Annotated in this window: 8 protein-coding genes and 3 pseudogenes; 6 read left to right on the top strand and 5 right to left on the bottom strand. The window is 39.0% G+C overall.

Features of this window, described 5'->3' with window-relative positions; genetic code table 11:
- Window positions 1-249: 249 nt before the first annotated feature.
- Window positions 250-3,597, bottom strand: coding sequence for a DEAD/DEAH box helicase (locus tag FTU37_RS04075; protein ID WP_180123844.1), 3,348 nt, complete (start codon window positions 3,595-3,597; stop codon window positions 250-252).
- 247 nt (window positions 3,598-3,844) lie between these two features.
- On the opposite strand from FTU37_RS04075, the pseudogene FTU37_RS04070 reads away from it, so the two are divergent.
- A pseudogene (locus tag FTU37_RS04070) lies at window positions 3,845-4,079 on the top strand (hypothetical protein); the annotation flags it as partial.
- Between the two features lie 29 nt (window positions 4,080-4,108).
- Here the strand turns inward: FTU37_RS04070 and FTU37_RS04065 are convergent.
- The 3 genes and pseudogenes from FTU37_RS04065 to FTU37_RS04055 form a co-directional block, all read right to left on the bottom strand.
- A complete protein-coding gene (locus FTU37_RS04065; protein WP_104426895.1) occupies window positions 4,109-5,791 on the bottom strand; it encodes a fructose-specific PTS transporter subunit EIIC in 1,683 nt (560 codons plus the stop codon).
- Between the two features lie 4 nt (window positions 5,792-5,795).
- Window positions 5,796-6,488, bottom strand: a pseudogene (locus FTU37_RS04060) (hexose kinase); the annotation flags it as partial.
- A gap of 103 nt (window positions 6,489-6,591) precedes the next feature.
- Window positions 6,592-7,531, bottom strand: a pseudogene (locus tag FTU37_RS04055) (IS5 family transposase).
- 146 nt (window positions 7,532-7,677) lie between these two features.
- Between FTU37_RS04055 and FTU37_RS04050 the strand changes: the two are divergent.
- From FTU37_RS04050 to FTU37_RS04030, 5 genes are all read left to right on the top strand, one after another.
- The gene (locus FTU37_RS04050; protein ID WP_373686268.1) at window positions 7,678-8,310 is read left to right on the top strand and encodes a hypothetical protein; all 633 of its coding nucleotides are present in this window, start codon (window positions 7,678-7,680) and stop codon (window positions 8,308-8,310) included.
- Complete coding sequence (locus FTU37_RS04045; RefSeq protein ID WP_180123843.1) at window positions 8,307-10,487, top strand: hypothetical protein; 2,181 nt, start codon at window positions 8,307-8,309, stop codon at window positions 10,485-10,487. The genes FTU37_RS04050 and FTU37_RS04045 overlap by 4 nt, the downstream gene beginning before the upstream one ends.
- Window positions 10,484-13,441: a tyrosine-type recombinase/integrase gene (locus FTU37_RS04040; RefSeq protein WP_180123842.1), complete on the top strand. Its 2,958-nt coding sequence runs from the start codon at window positions 10,484-10,486 to the stop codon at window positions 13,439-13,441. The genes FTU37_RS04045 and FTU37_RS04040 overlap by 4 nt, the downstream gene beginning before the upstream one ends.
- 602 nt (window positions 13,442-14,043) lie before the next feature.
- On the top strand, window positions 14,044-14,346 hold the full coding sequence (locus FTU37_RS04035; RefSeq protein ID WP_010325618.1) for a helix-turn-helix domain-containing protein: 303 nt from the start codon (window positions 14,044-14,046) through the stop codon (window positions 14,344-14,346).
- Window positions 14,347-14,350: 4 nt separating this feature from the next.
- Complete coding sequence (locus tag FTU37_RS04030; protein WP_180123841.1) at window positions 14,351-15,610, top strand: type II toxin-antitoxin system HipA family toxin; 1,260 nt, start codon at window positions 14,351-14,353, stop codon at window positions 15,608-15,610.
- A 671-nt stretch (window positions 15,611-16,281) separates the two neighbouring features.
- Here the strand turns inward: FTU37_RS04030 and FTU37_RS04025 are convergent.
- Entirely contained in the window at window positions 16,282-18,699 is a 2,418-nt protein-coding gene (locus FTU37_RS04025; protein WP_180105734.1) for a membrane-bound PQQ-dependent dehydrogenase, glucose/quinate/shikimate family, read from the bottom strand.
- Window positions 18,700-19,534 lie beyond the last annotated feature (835 nt).

Raw genomic sequence — 19,534 nt, 5'->3', positions numbered from 1 at the left:
CTGCGCTCATCCCATTGAGCTTGATACGCCCCTGATACTCCATAAAGCTGATTTGTTCATCCTCCCTACCTCAAACTACACCACACAAAATAAAAACCCTATGTAGCTGTTATATATAGGTTTTATTGAAATTTCTATTATGTAATTTAATATATTTTATGTCGATGACTCTTGCCAAGGTTGGCGGTTTTGAAAAATTACATCTAACTTTCAAATACTTATAGATGATGAGGGTAATCTGAAACCAAACTAAAATTTCTCAAACAAGTTCATCACGTCATTTTCCGTCAGTTTCGCTTCTCCCTCATGATCTGTGCTTAGAATAGACTGTGCCAGTTCTGCTTTATTCTGCTGCAAGGCAATAATTTTTTCTTCTATGCTTTTATTGGTAATCAGCTTATACACAAATACCGGCTTGTCCTGTCCAATCCGCCATGCACGATCTGAAGCTTGATCTTCAGCAGCAGGGTTCCACCATGGATCATAGTGAATGACCGTATCTGCGGCAGTTAGATTCAGACCGACCCCTCCTGCTTTCAGACTGATTAAAAATACCGGCACTTGTCCAGACTGAAATGCTGTAATGACTTCATCTCGCTTTTTGGTCTTTCCAGTCAGCTTCACATAGCCAATTTCTGCGTGATAGAGCTGTTGTTCAATCAGTTCCAACATTGAGGTAAACTGAGAGAAAATAAGAATTTTTCGTCCCTCTTCCACCATTGGAACAACCATATCCATCAACTGTTCAAGTTTGGCAGAATACGCCTGCCCGGTTTTAACTGAATCCAGTTTCAGCAAGCTAGGATGACAACAGACCTGACGCAGCTTCAGCAAGGCATCTAAAATTTGGATTTGACTACGCTTAAAGCCTTTTTCTGCCACAATTTTCTGAATATTTGCCTGCATCGTGGCGCGAACAGCCTCATATAGCTTGGATTGCTGCTCATTCATGTCAATATTGACTTCAATCGTGGTTTTTTCTGGCAACTCTTTGGCTACGTCAGTTTTCAAGCGACGTAAAATAAATGGTTTAATGCGGTTGACCAGCTTTTGTCTTAACTGCTGATCACCGCGTTTTTCAATCGGATGACGGTATTTTTTATTAAAAATTTCTTGTGAATATAAGAATCCTGGCATCAGGAAATAAAATAGTGCCCACAGCTCACCCAAATGATTTTCCATCGGGGTACCTGTTAGACACAAACGATGTCGTGCTTTTAATTGCCTTACTACCTGTGCAGCTTTGGCACGCGGATTTTTGATATTCTGCGCCTCATCCAAAATGAGTTGATGATATTCATATTGCTTTAGTTGCTCTTCATCTCTCGCCAGAAGCGGATAGGTGGTTAACACAATATCATAGTGCGGAATCTGCTCAAAATACTGATGGCGATCGGGCCCCTGTAGCAGCAATACCTTGAGCTCAGGGGTAAATTTCTCCGCTTCTTTGAACCAGTTATGCATCAGCGATGTGGGTGCAACAATTAAGGCGGGACTGTCCTGCAAATATCCAGCCTGCTTTTCCATGAGTAAATGGGCTAAAGTTTGTGCTGTTTTCCCCAAGCCCATATCATCTGCCAGAATCCCGCCATGCTGGGTTTCCCTTAAAAACTGCAACCAGCCTAAGCCCTGCTGCTGGTATGGACGCAACTCTCCCTGAAAACCTTGTGGTGTCGGCAGTTGTTGCTGATAGCCTTGTTTGAATTTCTGTACAAATTGCTGCAGGCGATCACTGACCTGCCATGTCATCCCAAGATTATGCTGCAATTCTAATAATTGACTCGCATCATAGCGATCAATACTGCGCTCTTCTTGCTGTAAAATGCTCTGCAGATGCAACAATACCGGCTTAATATCCCTAGCGGATAGAGCCAAATCAGGTTGATCAACTGCAGTTTTCACGGTGAAAATTTGACTGTCATGCAGATGAATAAAAGTCCGCGGATCAAGTAAATCAGGATTTACTCGCACCAAAGCTACGAGCGCATCAAGCAAATTATAAGAATTGCCTGCACTGTCTTGAACCGTCGCCCCGATATTGAACCAGTCCTGCTGACCTTCAGATTCAGTGATAGAAATATTTAAATTTTCAACATATTGCAGATTAAAGGGGCTGTTTTCCAGATGCTCTATCTGCCAGCCCATCAACTCAATTTGATTGATGGGCATCAGCTGTTTGATCCAATCTCCATAGAAAGCAAAAACCATAGAATCAAGACGTTGTTTATTCAGTTTTAATTGATGGTCATAACTAAGATCTTTCACCCACTTCAGTGATTCGACCAATAGCTGTAAACGTTGGATTGACTGTTGTTCCTGAACTAAGTCCCGAAGCTGTCGTACCATTTTGTCATGCTGCTCACCAATAAAACTGTCGCCTGATGTACCTGCTTTTATTCTTCCGCCTGCATAGGAGAATTCAATTTCAGCACAAACAGACTCTTCCCATTTCCAATCAAATTTATCTAAAACACCGAAGCGTAAAATTGGCTGGGGACTACCCTCAAGGACATCAATATGCTGAATAGACTCGGGCTGAGGCAGATTTTTCACGTCTGAATATTGATGAGTCAGTTGCTCAAACTCTGGCAAGAGCATAGATGGAAGATCAGGCATCTGTAAAAAATGGTACAGAAGATTTGCCGTATATTCACCATATAACTGGCCCACCGTGTTCTGTTGAATATCCACATAACATGGTGGATGACTCGCGAGAATCTGAATATGTGGATTTGATTTCAAATCGAGTCGAATATCACCATTGACCAATTCAATGTTTAAATGCTCTGTCTGTTTGTTTACACCTTGTTGCCAGATCAGTTCGATGTGATAGCCTTGTTCTGACCATTGAAGTGCAGTATGGCTCTTTTTTTGCCAGTACACATCGCCACTTTGAATAAAAGATTTGAAATGCTCCAATAAAATTCCGGAGATATCAAGATTGCTTTGATAAAATCGTTCGTCACTGTTTATTTTGGCATAATAATAAATCTGGTTAAATAATTGTCGTTTTTGTTCAGGTAAAGTCAGATGCTTTCTGGTGATATTTTCATATTGGGTATAATAACTTTCCCCCGCAATTGAGCCGTTTTTATTGCGTCTGGCCTTCTGAACATCAACTGTCAATTTCTTTAAGCTGACAGACTGATCTAGCAGGTAAATTAAATAATTGTTTGTTTTGACAGATTGCTCTGGTTCAGTCTGTTGTAAATACCGTTTAAAATCATTCAACCAGCGCTGTGCCTGATCATCCCCCCGTAGGCGTTTTGCGATTCCCTGCGGGGATTGAGAGTCAGCATAACGCTGCTGAAATTCTTGGCGATATTCCTGAAAGAATAACCGCGCTAAAGCAGCAGCATGTTTACAGTTATATCCAACCGGACAAGTGCAGTCGTCATCGATTAAACGGTCTTTTTTAAGATTATAGGTAATCGCGGTATCGTAATAATCTGTCCCTTCAATTTGAGCATACATCGTGACATCTTCATTTTCCTCAAAGAACTCAATTGTTTCCCTATCAATGTGTTTAGCATAGCTCAGACTGCGCTGAAGAGTTGCAGTACTAAAGCGAGATAGAAAATTGATCAATGAGGACATAATTACCAGAAACCAAAAATGTTTATACAATTATAACGGACAAAGCTGTCATTTCAGAACAGTATTGCTCGCCAATGTATTAAAAGGAAATAAATCCATGCTCAAAAACTTAATGTTTACTACAATGGATGGGGTGAATATTGGCTTTGGGGTACATTGGTCTCCTCAACCGCAATCACAGGTCGGCCATTAATCGCCTTTGAATACAGTGCAGAAGCGATCAGTAAAGGTTTAGAACTTTCCTGCACATCAAATGGATATCATGGGTGAGGCATTGGATATTCCTCGACAAGCTCTTGTGAAACTTGGTACTCAGGAAGCGGAACTTTGTGTCCAAGAAGTCGATGAAATTATTGGCTCGATTTGTAAGGTTGCAATCCGATTCAGCAATATCGCTCATGACCTATTACCTGGACAAATTCAAGCAGAGACTCCAACTGATCCAAAATAGGATTGAGCATAATATTCATTTATTGCACTAAATAGCTTTCACAAAGCTCCTATGAAGGGCTTATTCTAACCGTTGTTTTATCACGGCATAAGCTACACCAGTCACCACACTTCCAATCGCAATCGCCAATAAATATTTTAATGGATAATTCATCGCATTCGGAATGATCAGTACCATTACACCGCCATGAGGAGTGACTAGTTCACATTTAAATAATGCAACCAAAGCCCCAGTTACAGCACCACCTGCGATCGCGCATGGAAGCACTCGAATCGGGTCTTTGGCAGCAAACGGAATAGCCCCTTCCGAGATGAAACATAGGCCCAGAACTACAGCAGCCTTCCCTGCATCTTGCTCAGGTTTGGCAAATTTATGCTTTGCCAGAAAAGTTGCAATTGCCATACCCAACGGTGGTACCATACCCGCAGCCATGGTAATCGCCATCGGTCCGTATGTTTGTGACGTAAGTAAGCCCACCGTAAAGGCATAAGCCGCTTTATTTATTGGCCCCCCAACATCAATACACATCATACTCCCAAGGATAACCCCCATGATCATGGCATTGGTCGTCCCCATATTGGCAAGGAAGTGTGTGAGTAATTCAAACAATTGTGCAACAGGCTGTCCAACCACATAAATCATGATTAAACCAACAGCTAAACTGGCCAATAGTGGAATAATCAAAATTGGTTTTAATGCTTCTAGGCTACTTGGGAGTTTAAGCTGTTTCGATAAAAATAACGCAATATAACCTGCAATAAAACCTGCAACTAATCCACCGAGAAAGCCTGCCTCTAATTGTGTGGCAAGTAAACCGCCAATCAAACCTGGAGTTAAACCCGGACGATCCGCAATAGAATAAGCAATGTAACCTGCCAGCATAGGTACCATAAGAGTAAATGCTGCAGCACCTATTTGCTTTAAGGATGCGGCAAAGCTTCCTTCAACAGGATTGAGGCCAAACATAAACGAGATGGCAATGATCAAACCGCCCGCCACCACCATCGGCAGCATGAAAGACACCCCTGTTAAAAGGTGTTTATAAATTCCTGTTTTTTCTTTGTTTTCATTTCCTGTCTTAGTGGCTATTTGCTTACCCGTTTCAAGCACTTTGGCCTCAGCAATTGCATTTGCAAAAGTCTTATCCGTTTGTTTAAGGGCAAATCCTGTACTGCAGCGATATACACGTTTGCCTACAAAGCGATCTGTATTGACCTCAATATCCGTTGCTAAGATCACGACATCTGCTTTGGCAATACTTTCTGCCGATAAAATATTTTTAGCCCCAACCGATCCTTGGGTTTCAACATCAATCTGATAACCGTGCTTTACTGCACCTTGTTGTAAGGCTTCGGCCGCCATAAACGTATGCGCAACACCAGTTGGACATGCTGTAATGGCGACAAACCGTGTAACCCCTACATTGGCTGCAATAGTTTCATCTAAAGCCTCTGAATGCTCAAGAACTTGTTGCAAAAGCATGATCGCATCGTGTTGTGCGTTATTCAAACCAATGACTTTCACAACCTTGTCACGCAGTTGATCCGCTTCTGCCGGCTTCTGTCCAACAAAAACAACAGTATCAATCACATTTGATAAATCAAGATGCTCAACTGATGTCGCCACATCATTGGAAATACCAAGTGCTGTTGCTGCTTTGGACAATTTTTTGGCCAAAATCACTGCATTAATCGGCTGCTCGGGACTATGTGGCACAAATAAAATATGTTTTATCTCTTGCATCGTATTAACTCAATGATTGGACTGAGATTTGCGATTTCAAATCTTCAATAACAGCAAAGTCTGGAAGGGCAAACCCAATTTGGGTCACAGCATTGCTCGCAATTGCGGTTGCTGTTTTCAATGTTTCTTCTGGGGAATTTGAACTCAACAAGCCATGAATCATACCTGCCAGCAAGGAATCTCCCGCACCCACCGTACTTTGGACGGTGACCTTCGGTGCAGTAGCATGCAGGGGTTGCGTGCGGTGAAGCCAGTTCACTCCGTTTTCACCCATCGAGACCACAATATGTTCGATCTGACTATTTAAACTGGCAAAAAGATGCTGCTGTTCTGCAAACGTTTCTGCTGGCAAATGGTAGGTTTCTGTCAACTCATCTGTATTAGGCTTAATCAACCAAGGATGGGCAGCAATTGCTGCTTTCAACGCAACACCACTGGTATCTACTGCGACTTTTTTACCCGCAGACTGTAACCATAGAATCAGTGTCGAAAGCTCTTCTGCAGAAAACCCTTGTGGCAAACTGCCAGCAATTACAATCACATCAACCTCTAAAATCAGTTGAGATAGGCGTTCACGTAGTTGTTGTTTTGCTGAAGTATCTACAAAAAAGCCCTTGCCATTGATGTCAGTCATCTGACCAGAAGCTTCTGCAACTTTAATGTTTTGTCGTGTTTGACCTGCAACATAAATAAATTGGGTGGTGTTTCAAAAAGTATGCTGGCGTTAAACAAATCCGTTATTAAGGTGGCTTTGTTGCACAAAGATTTGAAATGCAAAGCGCCCCTAATTTGAGCCAAATTTAAGGCGTAACTTGGGTAAGTGGTCGACCTAATTCCGTAAATCTGTTAAGGACTGCTACACGTGCATGGATCTCATTCACTTGGCTATCAAAACTCCTTGCACTGAGCTTATCTCCTAATAATTTGATGCAATGCATCTTATTTCAACCAAACTTCGCCGATGATAGCCTGACCATTTTTTCCAGAGTGTCCTGCCTAAACGTGTAACTGTTCGAAGTCATTCGTTTCGCTCTAGCGAGCTACTCTTTGTATCTTTCCATGGTTTCGCATTTTTTCTAGGTGGAATCACCGCATGCGCTTGCCGATCTGCAATGACCTGACGGCATTGCTTGGTGTCATAAGCTCCATCGGTATAAACAGAATCAATCCGCTCATCTTGTGGAATCTGATTAAGTAAATCACCAAGCACCTGTGAATCACTGAGATTATTGGTTGTGAGCTGAATAGCGCGTATTTGTAGGGTTTTAGCATCTATACCAATATGTAGTTTACGCCATTGGCGACGATATTCAGGTCCATGTTTCTTTCGTTTCCATTCGCCCTCAACTAGAAACTTCATGCCTGTAGAGTCCATGAGTAGATGCAGCCCATCGCTACTTTTTTGGTAGCTGATTACAATATCAATATGCTTTTGTCTTCTACAAAGCGTGGTGTAAGAATATCACTGATATTCGGGGCTGCTCATCCGCAAAGTTTAATCAGACTTTGCACAAAGCCAGTAACCATACGTAAAGACAGACGGAATAAGGATTTAATCATTAAGCAGCATTGGATAGCTGCGTCGGAGTAGATTTGATTTCGCCCTTGTTTGCCTTTTGATGGCGCATACCATTGCGTAGCAGGATCAAACCAAATGGCAATATTTCCGCGACTCATGAGTGCTCGGTTATATGCGGGCCAATTGGTTGTGCGATAGATTTTGTGTGTAGGCTTCTTCATTTGAAAATTATATCGCTGAAAAAGCCTTTACAGATAGGTTTGTGCAACAAAGCCCTAAAAAGATTAAAAACACTATATATAGTGAAATTTACAATTTAATAACACAATATAGGGTGCGCAACCCTTGACTCTCCTATAAAAAATACGTGAATATTATAGCTTATTTTTCAGCCACTTGGCATAAATATGGGGAGACATCAGCATATGTCTATAAAAAAAAAGCTATTAAAAGTCATCGTGTATCTTCAAAAAACTTACAATTAATGTGTTATCCAAAATGTATGCATGCCTACCAAATCTGGATTGCTCTATTTTTTCAGCTTAATGAGAAACAGCAAAACTATCACTTGAATTTAACTTTTAAACAGAATATCGAAATTCCTCTTCTGACAACAGACAAAGCTGATCACTATTTTTTTAGTAGTCATTTCAGCTGGATCTATGCTTATTTTTACAATAAGTATAAAACTGAATTTACGTTTAGAGCTTATGAAAAAAATAATTCCTACGAATTCACCATCATGGCTTTAAGCGAAGTAAAGGCATTACTATGTTCCGGATTACATCACTCAATTCATGGCTTAGATATCATCGCACATTGGCTAAATGAACAATACTTAGCCGCACATCTTCAGGAAGTTTTCGGTCAGGAAGTTCTAACTATCAATCATCTACGAGAATTATCAGGGCTGTCTAAATCCAAAAGTCCAGTAAGTCCTATTTCAAATTATGCTGGTTCACTTTCATTAGAAAAAATTCTGGCTGGAATATCATCATGAACGGATATAGTTACTTAGAAGATACTCAAGAATTAAAGCTTGAGCCGTTTCGAGAATTCTATCAAACACTAGCAGAAGCAAAGCTAGAAAGTTTTCAAAATTCAATCAAACTCAATGAGTTCATTAAACCTACTGAAATTATTGAACTTAACAATATTATAACTCAAAAACTTGCAGACAAATCAATCAGTGAATATCCTCTCGTTCATTATCTTATTGCAGTCATTAATACGCCTTCAGCATATCAAGCTAATGCCCTGAAATGGGCCATTTTCAATACTCGATGTATTGAATTGCTTGATAGCAAAGAACATGCAGCCACCGTAGCAAATCTTTGTATGCGTTTTCGTTTAGCCAGCAAAAAAAAGGAATACCATTGGCTTTATAACTCATTACCAACTCTCCCTATTGAGTTGGAGGATCTGCTTGAATTTCTAAACAAAGAAGAAACTAAGAATAGAGAGTTACTTAACCGCTCCACACCAGAATTAGATGAAAAACGAATTGGCCAGCTGGCAAATCTACGTGTCATCTATCAATATGTCTTTACTCAGTCTGAACGTTTAAAACGAAATCGCCAAAGCAGTTCAGGTGCCAAAGAAGCTCCTCAAACTGATGTTCAAAAGATATCAAGAATATCTCTCGATGATGAACAAACGTATCAGACTCATTTTGAACAAGGTACAGCTAAACAACCACGCGAAGATAAAACTATAGAAAAAGTTGAAGATCATAATTTTGAATTTAATCCTCTTGAGCAATACTCTACTACAGCTCAGGTCAATAATCTTAAGAACAAAGTTCTGCATCAAAACAAGAATCAGTTAATGAGCAAGTCAAATCCTCGTGTCTTTGATTTGCCTACCGCACAGTATATTATGCGAATTTTGTTTGAACAGGCAGAAACCTCTCCAATTCATGCCTTACTTTTATTTTCAGTACTCAGTTTGACGCATTATAAAGAGCTATTAGTATTTCGGAAAAATTTTCGTCTGAGTTCAAAAAGAAAAGAAATTACTTTTAGCCCTGAAAACTTCTATTTTCGGCAAAGTTTTGATAACTCTAAATTTAAAGATACTTTATTAAAAGAATATATGATGAATATAGGAAATTCTTTTACCATCCCCTTACCCAAAGTTTATTTTGATCAGATTTTTCAACTAAAAAAGTGGGATAAAGCTGATATTGCTTCAGATGTACAAGAATATTTACGTAGAATCAGTGACGGCCTTACTTTTCATTTAACAGCTCGAAACCTTCCTCGTTTAATCAGCGATATCACGTTGAATGAACTCGGATATGAATTGGAAAGTAAATTACTTAGTGGAGAAAACGTTAATAGCTACACCCCAAGCCATTACTATTCAATGAAAATTGTTGATATCCTCGATATTTATAGCCAAACACTTTATCTGGTTTGCCCGCAGCTCGACACTAGTTATATCGAAGAATTTAAATCCCCTGTTACTTTCGGTAGTCAGCAAACGCCAGACCTGCCTCTGGTTAAATCCTTTTTTAAACAGCTTGACAAGCAAGTTCGGGGAAACCCTAACCCTTTTAATACACTGAAATATTATTCAATTTGGCTATGGTACGTTTGCATGATTATGACATCTGCCCGACCAAATGAAGCCTTTCCCCCGAATCTAGATTATCTTGATCTCGACAACTGTTTGGTGGCTGTTGCAGATAAAGAGCAACGTTATTCGGGTACCATTGGACGCTACCTACCATTTAATAATTTTCTTCGTGATGAAATACAGTCTTATCTGAATTATTTAAAACAATTTCAGCACCTTATGAAAGCTTGTGCTAACCAAGTAAAAACAGCATTAATTCAAGAAATCTTTGATGGTCAATGCCCCTTTCTTGTATATCCCAAGACTGAAGGATATATCCGAAATTTAGAGCTTGCTGATATTGAAAAGAACAGTCCAACTATAGTTTTGCAGCGCAATTGGACTCGCCATTTCGCTCGCTATTTTTTTGCACAGCACTGCGATGAAGATATGCTGAATGGCATCTTTGGTCACGATGGGCCCATGCAGGAACTTTTTGACCGCTATTCGGGTTTTCAGGCAACCGATTACGATCACATTCGAGCAGCGCAAGACAAGCTGGTCGGACTCTTAAAGCTTAAAAGTATGTCTACATTTAACGGATTCCTGATTGAATGAGTAAACACCCACACTCCCTCAAAAGAATAAAAAAGCATAGAAAAAACAAAGCATTTCTTCTGAACTTGTTTAGTGAGAAATGTATAGAACTGACGCCTGAGAACTATTCGGAAATTTGTCGTCAAGTTGATAATCAGCTTTTAGAACACTGTAAGTCAAACATCCGTAGCTATCAGATGGCACGTATAGAATTTGCTAAATATATCAAGCGCTTTAATCTTTCATCGAATCAATACTATCCAGTGCCTGCCGCTCCCGTAAGGTACGAAAGGTCTCTGCCACTACAAAATATTGAAACCTTAAAACATGGTAAAAAAGTTACTCAATTTGCCCAAAATATGATTGCTTACTGGACAAAACGAAATGACTTCAGTCCCACCCAATCTCTTGGCTTTTGTTTGATCAGTTCAATATTATTTAATGGCATTTATAACCATGCCGAATTGCATTTTTTTTTAAAAATCATTTTAAAAACAAAGAAATTTCAAAGTTTTTTAAACCTAAATCATATGGTAACACTCGAAATCCCGAACCGGAATTTCGGTAATCAGCGTATAAATGACCCTGATTTTTCAGTCAGCTATACAAAAACGTTTGTGCTACACGACATTGTGAAATGCTGGATCTACAGACTAAAACATCAAAAATTTGATTTATTTTCGGATATTGAAGATGCAGAACATCTGATTAACGCTTGTATTATTGAATGCTTTCCTGAGGAAAAGGTGCGTTGTAAAGACCTGTTAAAATACGGTTTTTACTATACACAGTTCCTGAAAAACAGCGGGCTGGATCAAATGTCCATTTGTATCTTAAAAAATGAAATTTATAGTTCCAGTCCTCTTGAAAAACAATTAGCAGCTTATTTTCTTCAGCCTGAACCCACGCCTACCCATACGATTCAGAAAGTTTATGAGAACCCTCAGAACCAGTCTACAGTCACTATTGCATTAGATATAGCCGATATTTTAGTAGAAATACGTCAAGCTATTCGTGCAAAAAACTATAGCGATCAACTCATAGAATTATATGCTAAAGAACAATCTCCAGCCTTGGAACGTTTGCTGCTGTGGAGCATTCTACGCTCAAAATTAACGCAACCTCAACTGGATCGTCTCAATCACATTATCCAGCAGCAGCAACGATTTAAGCGCAAGCTTATACGTGCAGATTTTCAGCCGCTCAAGCAAAGTTCTCTGAAGACCATGTTTTCACAGTTTGCAGTCCATTGGCTGCAGGCAACGCAAGACAAAGACATTTCATCATTTTCAAATGCCGATTTTGAAGATATGTATGCAGAAATGCTTTTATTAAAGAAAGAAACAACTAGAGAGACTTTACAAAAACGTCTACAGGAGTTTCATCACAAACAGACATTATTTTTTAACGCGCCCACTGTGGATCTGGATAGTTTAATCCAAGTAAAAATCTGCAGAACCGCATTGATCTCGCCCCATATTTTTTACCACATGCTAGAGCAGCTCGAAAATACTCAAGATATTTCGATTCAGGATAAAAATATATTTAAACTGATTTTTATTCTGGGGTTCAGAGTCGGACTACGGATCAATGAAACATTGAATATCTTCGTACGTGATCTATTTATTAGTGAAGATGCTGTGATACTCACCATTCGCAACAATCGCAATAAAAATCAAAAAAGCTACTCAGCTTACCGCAAGATTCCCCTGCATCATCTACTTAAAGCCGACGAATTACATACATTTAAAACATATAGTCAGAATAGAAAACGTCTGCTAAAAGAACAGGGAAAATCAGTTACACAACCGCTGTTTTTAAAACAGTCCTTAGAAGAAACTCATGAAAATGAAGTGAATTCCTTATTGAAACAATTGATCCAGCCAGTTTTTGGAGAACACAATTTTACTTACCATAGTCTGCGCCATTCTGCATTTAATCATCTTTACCTGATTTTAAAAAACTCAACACTTGCAGATGCATTTACTGACTATAGCCCACATGAGCAATTACGTATCCGTTATGCATTGTTGCGAAACAGAAATAGTCAGCAAACCTGGTATGCACTCTCTCATTTTGCCGGGCACCTAACGCCTGAAACCACTTGTTCAAGCTATCTGCATTTAATGCATCTAGCAATTAGCTACCAGCTGAATCAAATGCACAGCCCGCTTCCTAAAGAAGCCTATTTTAATATTCTGAAACATGATGATGCCATTAAATATCCTGTTCAGCAGCGGGCGATCAAACAGTTTTTATTTGATCAACTCACTAAAGACCGTTACAGGCAACATGATCATCAATTTCAACTAGGTCAACAGAAATCGCCTGATTCACTGATGCTAGGAGCTCATGACTCAGAGATGACTTTTGAATTATTGCATCACATTCTTGCAGTAGAAAAAGAACAAGACCTTATGTTACCTGAAGCCATTCCTTTGCAAATCGCGCAAAAATTACGTGCTAGAGCCCAGCATTTGAAAACCTCCTGTGTAAACCAAAAAAAATCATCGAGGTTATTTACCACAGATTTTTTAAGGAAAACTCCGAATGCATTGGTCACCATGTTGCCAACCAATCAGGAGGAAAAAAAGGTCATTCAACATGTTCAGGAGCGTTATGCAAATGTACAAAGTAAATACAAAAAACAGCTTCATACGATCTACTCAATTTATCTTGAAAAAGTTCAGCCCAATTCAGCCCAGTTAATTTTTGAACTGAATGAAAAACGGCAACTGAAGAAACTTCTTTCTTTTATTCATAGCTTATTTCCCAAGAAATATCTTCATCTAGAACTCTCTCAGCAGAGCAAGATAGAGCTCAAAAAGACATTACAGGATTTAACATTACGGGCAGAAAATTTTAGCCTGAATGAGGAGGAAGAGCGAATCAAGTTCTCTTTCAAGTATAAAGATGCAAAAGCACTTGGGGTATTCAAACTACTGATGTATCTAATGATCGTTTCTCATCTTTAATGCAAATTATTGGATAAGTTTACCACGCATTCTTATTCGTGGTTTACCAGTCATTCCTGTAATGATTTAATATAGACTTCCAACCATGAGTGGTAAAATTAATCATCTTAAAGAGCAATAACTGTTTGTCCCACTAGCCAAATAATGTCTGTCCAAGTTAGCACAAAATTTAATGATCATTTAAACAAGAATTTGCAGTATTGGTTTACAATTCGAAGTGAATAAAAAAGTATAAATTGCCGCAGTAGGATGAAATTGAAGAAATATTTTCAGAATATGATGAATAAACTGTGAATCGGTACCCAATAAGTTATCAGAAAAGATAAACCCCTGCCCATAACCTCATTGCTCCAAACCACTTGTGCCAAATATTCCAGATTAACCTGATAGCAAATACTGGTTCCTCGCGACATCAGGCGAAACTGATTAAGCTTAAAGCAGGTTGTTAGACTCTATTAAATTGTAAATGTCTAATTAGACTTCTTTAGTCTAATTAGATCTAATCAGGCTAATTAAGCACCCTCCTTACATCAAATGGTTTATTTTTATAAATCCATTATTTTGTGTTTTAATAGATATATATAGATATAAGACCCAATATTATGGATTTAAAATTCAAAAAGCCTGAAGAGATTGTCACGTTATTATGTGAAAGGCTTCGCAAAGAACGACTTTATCTGGAAATGACTCAGGCAGACGTCGCTACACGTGCTGGTATTAGTGTGAATACAGTATCTAATCTGGAAGCCGGTCGAAATGTTTCATTTGAAAATTTAGTACGCGTTGCCATGGTATTGGGCCGATTAAAAGAATTAGAGGAACTCTTCAAACCTCATTTAAACAGTGTAAATGACATTCTCCGCTATGAGAGCAATACGGCTCGCCAACGTATCAAAAGGAAATAAGTCCATGCTCAAAAAACTTAATGTTTACTACAATGGATGGGGTGAATATTGGCTTTGGGGTACACTGGTCTCCTCAACCGCAATCACAGGTCGGCCATTAATTGCCTTTGAATACAGTGCAGAAGCGATCAGTAAAGGTTTAGAATTTTCCTCTTACCTACTTCCATTAAAAGGTGACTCATTAAGAACGAACTTTCCTACACATCAAATGGGATTGCCAGGTCCTATATATGATGCCCTACCCGATGGTTGGGGCATGCTTCTTATGGATCGATTATTTAAAAAAAATGGACTCAATCCAGCACGGATTGGGCCATTAGAACGACTCGCGTATATTAATACACATGCAATGGGGGCATTATCCTTTGAACCATCAGCACCTGAGTTAGCATTAACTGAAAATATTCCACTGATTAAACTCGCTCAAGAAGTTCAGCAAGTTCTCAAAGGAGAAGGTGCAGAATTTTTACAGCATTTATTAATTATGGGTGGATCTCCACAAGGTGCAAGGCCAAAAGCACTCGTCTATCGTGATCCTGTCACCAACGAATTCTCAACAGTTAGCTCACATCAACATGAAGCTTGGCTGATCAAATTTCCCGCTCAGCAAGAGCATCCTGAAGTTTGTGCAATTGAAGCTGTTTATGCAGAATGTTTGCGTCATTGTCATATTGATACCCCTGACACTCAATATTTTACTCTTCCGAATGGATTAACCGCATTTGCATCAAAGAGATTTGACCGCCACGATGGCATGCGTATCCCTATGCAAAGTTTAGCGGCCTTCACCGGAGCTGATTTTAAATCACCAGGGAGTTTAGACTACAGTAACTTTCTTCGCGCTGCACACTTTTGCACCAATGATGTTCGCGAAAAAGCAATTGCATTCAAGCGAGCTGTTTTCAATGTAGTCTTCAATAATCGAGATGATCATTGCAAAAACTTTTCATTTCTGATGTCCCAAAATGGGCAATGGAAACTCTCCCCTGCCTATGATGTTACTTTCTGTGAGGGGCCAGGTGGATATCATCAAATGGATATCATGGGTGAGGCACTGGATATTCCTCGACAAGCTCTTGTAAAACTTGGTACTCAGGAAGCGGAACTTTCTGCCCAAGAAGTCGATGAAATTATTGGCTCGATTTGTAAGGTTGCAATCCGATTCAGCAATATCGCTCATGATCTATTACCTGGACAAATTCAAACAGAGACTCTCCAGATGATCCAAAATAGGATTGAGCATAATATTCATTTATTGAATTGAATATAAAAAATTTTCATGAGGATCAAGAATCATTATATTAAATTATATAATGTTGTTGTTTCTCATGAAAATTCGCACCAAAATACAGGTGACTTTTATAGACTAAAATTCCCAATATGAAGTGACCAAAATACCCTTAAATGATCTAAATTGCTAAAAATTTCACCCCACTAAAAACTACACACAATCAATTAAATCATATATTTATAGTTAACATCATTTAATGGCATAAATCTCGGTGACCTTGCCAAGGTTGGGGTCGGGAGTTCGAGTCTCCTTTCCCGCTCCAAATTCAAAAAGCCCTCATCGAAAGATGGGGGCTTTTTTTATGACTAATTTTATTCATTTTTTGAAAACCTCCTACTACTAGCTACTCGAAAATTAGGATTATTCTTTAAATATACGAGACAAAATAACATCCCTTGATTTGATAATATGTGATGAAACACCGTGTATCAAATAAATTACATGACTCTCTTACTCCCTATAATTAAGGTGACGAATTAAGCATAAAAAGGGACTTTAAAAGTTGAATGCGATCTACGTTTTAGAATTTGTGAAAAACTATGATTAGTGTAGTTAATTACTTATTAAAATTTTAGATATTGATCATTATTTTTTCAAAAAAAACCAAAGCCTAAGCTTTGGTTTTTTAGTAAATTGTATGTCAATTATTTTTGATCAGGCAAAGCATAGGCAATGATGTAATCACCTACATCTTTAGAGTGGCTTGCACCACCTGCAGAAATAACCACATATTGTTTTCCAGTTTTTGGTGACTTATAAATCAATGGTGCTGCAACAGCAGCCACAGGAAGTTCAGCTTTCCACACTTCTTTACCGGTTTTAGAGTCTAAAGCACGTAAGTAGTAATCTTGAGTACCTGCAAAGAATACTAGACCAGAAGCAGTTGACGTTGGACCACCTAAAGTAGGCATACCAAGAGGCATTGGCATATGAGATTTAATACCTAAAGGTCCAAGTTGTTCAGCAGTCCCCATTGGCACTTCCCAAACGACTTTTTTAGATTTCAAATCAATCGCTGTCATGGTTCCGAACGGAGGGCGGTTACATGGTACACCCAATGCAGACTGCATGATGTCGATTTTTACACCTGCATATGGACCTGCAAATTGTGGACGTACAGTCCCCATGAATCCTGGAACTTCATCCGTTGAGATTTTGTACTTGCCCATGTCTTCTTTACGTACAAGAGACATACGAAGTGGCATACGCATATCGTTGACGAACATCAAACCTGTTGATTCATCGATAGAAATACCACCCCAGTTCATACCACCTAAAAGACTTGGCCATTCTATATATGGTTTTTCACCCGGCGGGGTATAAAGACCTTGATACACAGAATCTTTATAATCAATACGACAGTTTAATTGGTCAAAGGTAGAGATCCCCCACATGTCTTTTTCACGTAAAGTGTCATTCCCAATTTGTGGCATATCGACAGAATATGGTTGAGTTGGAGAAAGTTTTTCACCTTCAGCAGCACCAGAGGTTGGAACGGTTTTTTCAACCACTTTAGACACTGGTTTACCCGTACGACGGTCTAAGACAAAGATTTGTCCCATTTTAGTGGTTTGAATCAATGCAGGAACTTTTTCACCTTGATCATTGGTCATGGTGTAAAGCACAGGTTGTGACGGTAAGTCATAATCCCATACGTCATGATGCACAATTTGATACGACCACACTGTTTTACCAGTCGTTGCATTGACAGCAACGACAGCCGAACCAAATTTCTCTTTAGCACCACTACGGTCACCACCCCAATAATCTGGAGGACCATTACCAGTAGGTAAATAAACAAGATTTAAGTCTTTGTCATAGGTTGGAATGGTCCACATGTTTGGCGTTTCAAGGGTATAACCTTTACCATCTTTAGGCTCACCAACAAGTTCAGGATTACCAATATCCCACGCCCAAGCCAATTTACCTGTACGAACATCATAGGCACGTACGACACCAGAAGGCTCGCCGTGCACAATATCACGGACCCAGCCACCTAAAATTGCAACATGACCTGCAATGAGAGGAGTTGATGTTGGGTGGTAGCGTTTACTTTGTTCAGTTGGCCCCATGTCATGTAAAACATCGACTTGACCATTGATACCAAACTCAGGGCATAAAGCACCTGTTTTCGCATTCAAGGCAATTAAACGACCATCAACAGTAGAGGTTAAAATACGTTGTGGACATGCTTTGATGCCGTTAGATGCTAAATCGGCAGGTGTAAGTGATTTATCTTTAGTTGCATCGTAGTAGCCTACACCACGACAGGTAATATGTTCCGCAGTTTTTGCTTTAGGATCATATTTCCAAAGTGCTTTACCACTATCACCATCAATGGCAGTGATAATATTGGTCGGTGTACATGAATACAGTGTGCTACCAATTTGAATGGGTGTATTTTCGTCTACACCTGCTTTCAAATCACGACCCGTATGGTAGGTCCAAGCAACTTTCAAATCTTTGACATTTTCAGGGGTAATGTCAGTATATGGAGCGAAACGTGTACCGTTACCATTACGACCAAAATACTCCCAGTTGTCTGGGTTTTCAGCATTTGGTTTTGCTAAACTTGGATCTTGTACGAGATCAACTGGATTTAAAATTTTGCCATGTGGGAAGAATGCGGCAATCAGCGCAACCACACAGGCAGCTAAACCAACGAATCCAACTTGATTGGCTATTTTAACTTTTGTGAGGCTCAGTGCAGGCAGACTACGACTTGCCCATAGGCTTAAAACAAATAAAACAGTTGGGGTCACTAAACGTGGAATATATTGCCAAAAGTCAAAACCTTGCACTTCAGCAATTGCCCAGATCACAGTTGCAATAAATGTGATGATAGACAACCAAAAGCCAGCGGCTTTTTTCATTGCATATAAAACAGCGATGACGATATACGCAACACCAGCAATGAGATAATAGCTTGAACCACCGAGACTCAATAATTTAGAACCTTGGATGATTAAATATAGTGCGATCAGAGCAGTCAGTACGATAAAAAAATATCGGTAGACTTTAGCCCCTACACGCTCTTGCGGAGAGGTTTGTTCTGTGTTCATACCTTGCCTCTGGGTAATATAAGCTTGGTTGAATAGTCAAAAAATTAGAATAAAGTAAAGTCTTTTAAATCGTATGCTATAAATACATGGTGCCCAACAAAACGCATTTGAAATCGTATAAATCTAATTACATTCTACTCATTCAATTCTTGAAGTTATGGCTAGCATTCAGTTTTAAATACTTACAGATAAGGAAATAATTTGGGCTATTGATACCAAATAGTTGCCTATGTAACGAAGTTTGAAGATTGAGTACAATCACACACTGTGATTGTACTTTAGTAGTAGAAGTATACTCCTTTTCAAGTATTGTGTTTTGATCGACATGCTTATTCAAAGATTCAAAAAATTAAGCCCTCCTAAACAACTTAGATTTAAGTCATCATTGAGGGGTGAAAACAGCCTCGTTCGTTCAATTGATTTCAAACCATTACACATGCATGAATCTGATTAATTTAAGAAATATTGAACTGGTAATTTAGAATCTCATCCTTTATTCCTGTTCGAAGCAATTTCTTAACTGCATTGGCAACGATATTCAGACTGAGGTTTCCACTCATCCCATTTAATGTATGTTAAAACATCAAGCTCTAGAGCCAATAGCTAGATGAAGCCTATCACTACTTTCTTTATAGCTATCGTAATATTACTAAGCTTTTGTCTTCTACAAAGAAAGTGAGATAATTTGGAGCGATTCAGACGAATCTACAATGTTAAATGAGGCCTTGAACAAAGCTATACTTCATTCAAATAGAAGTATCTAACCCACTGTCTTAGATATATTATTTTTAAGGTTGAATATCTGCAAAGTTGCTAATACCTTATTTTCTAATAA

Source organism: Acinetobacter sp. YH12097 (assembly GCF_013419225.1).
GTDB lineage: Bacteria > Pseudomonadota > Gammaproteobacteria > Pseudomonadales > Moraxellaceae > Acinetobacter > Acinetobacter amyesii.
This window is presented reverse-complemented; position numbering and strand designations above follow the sequence as displayed.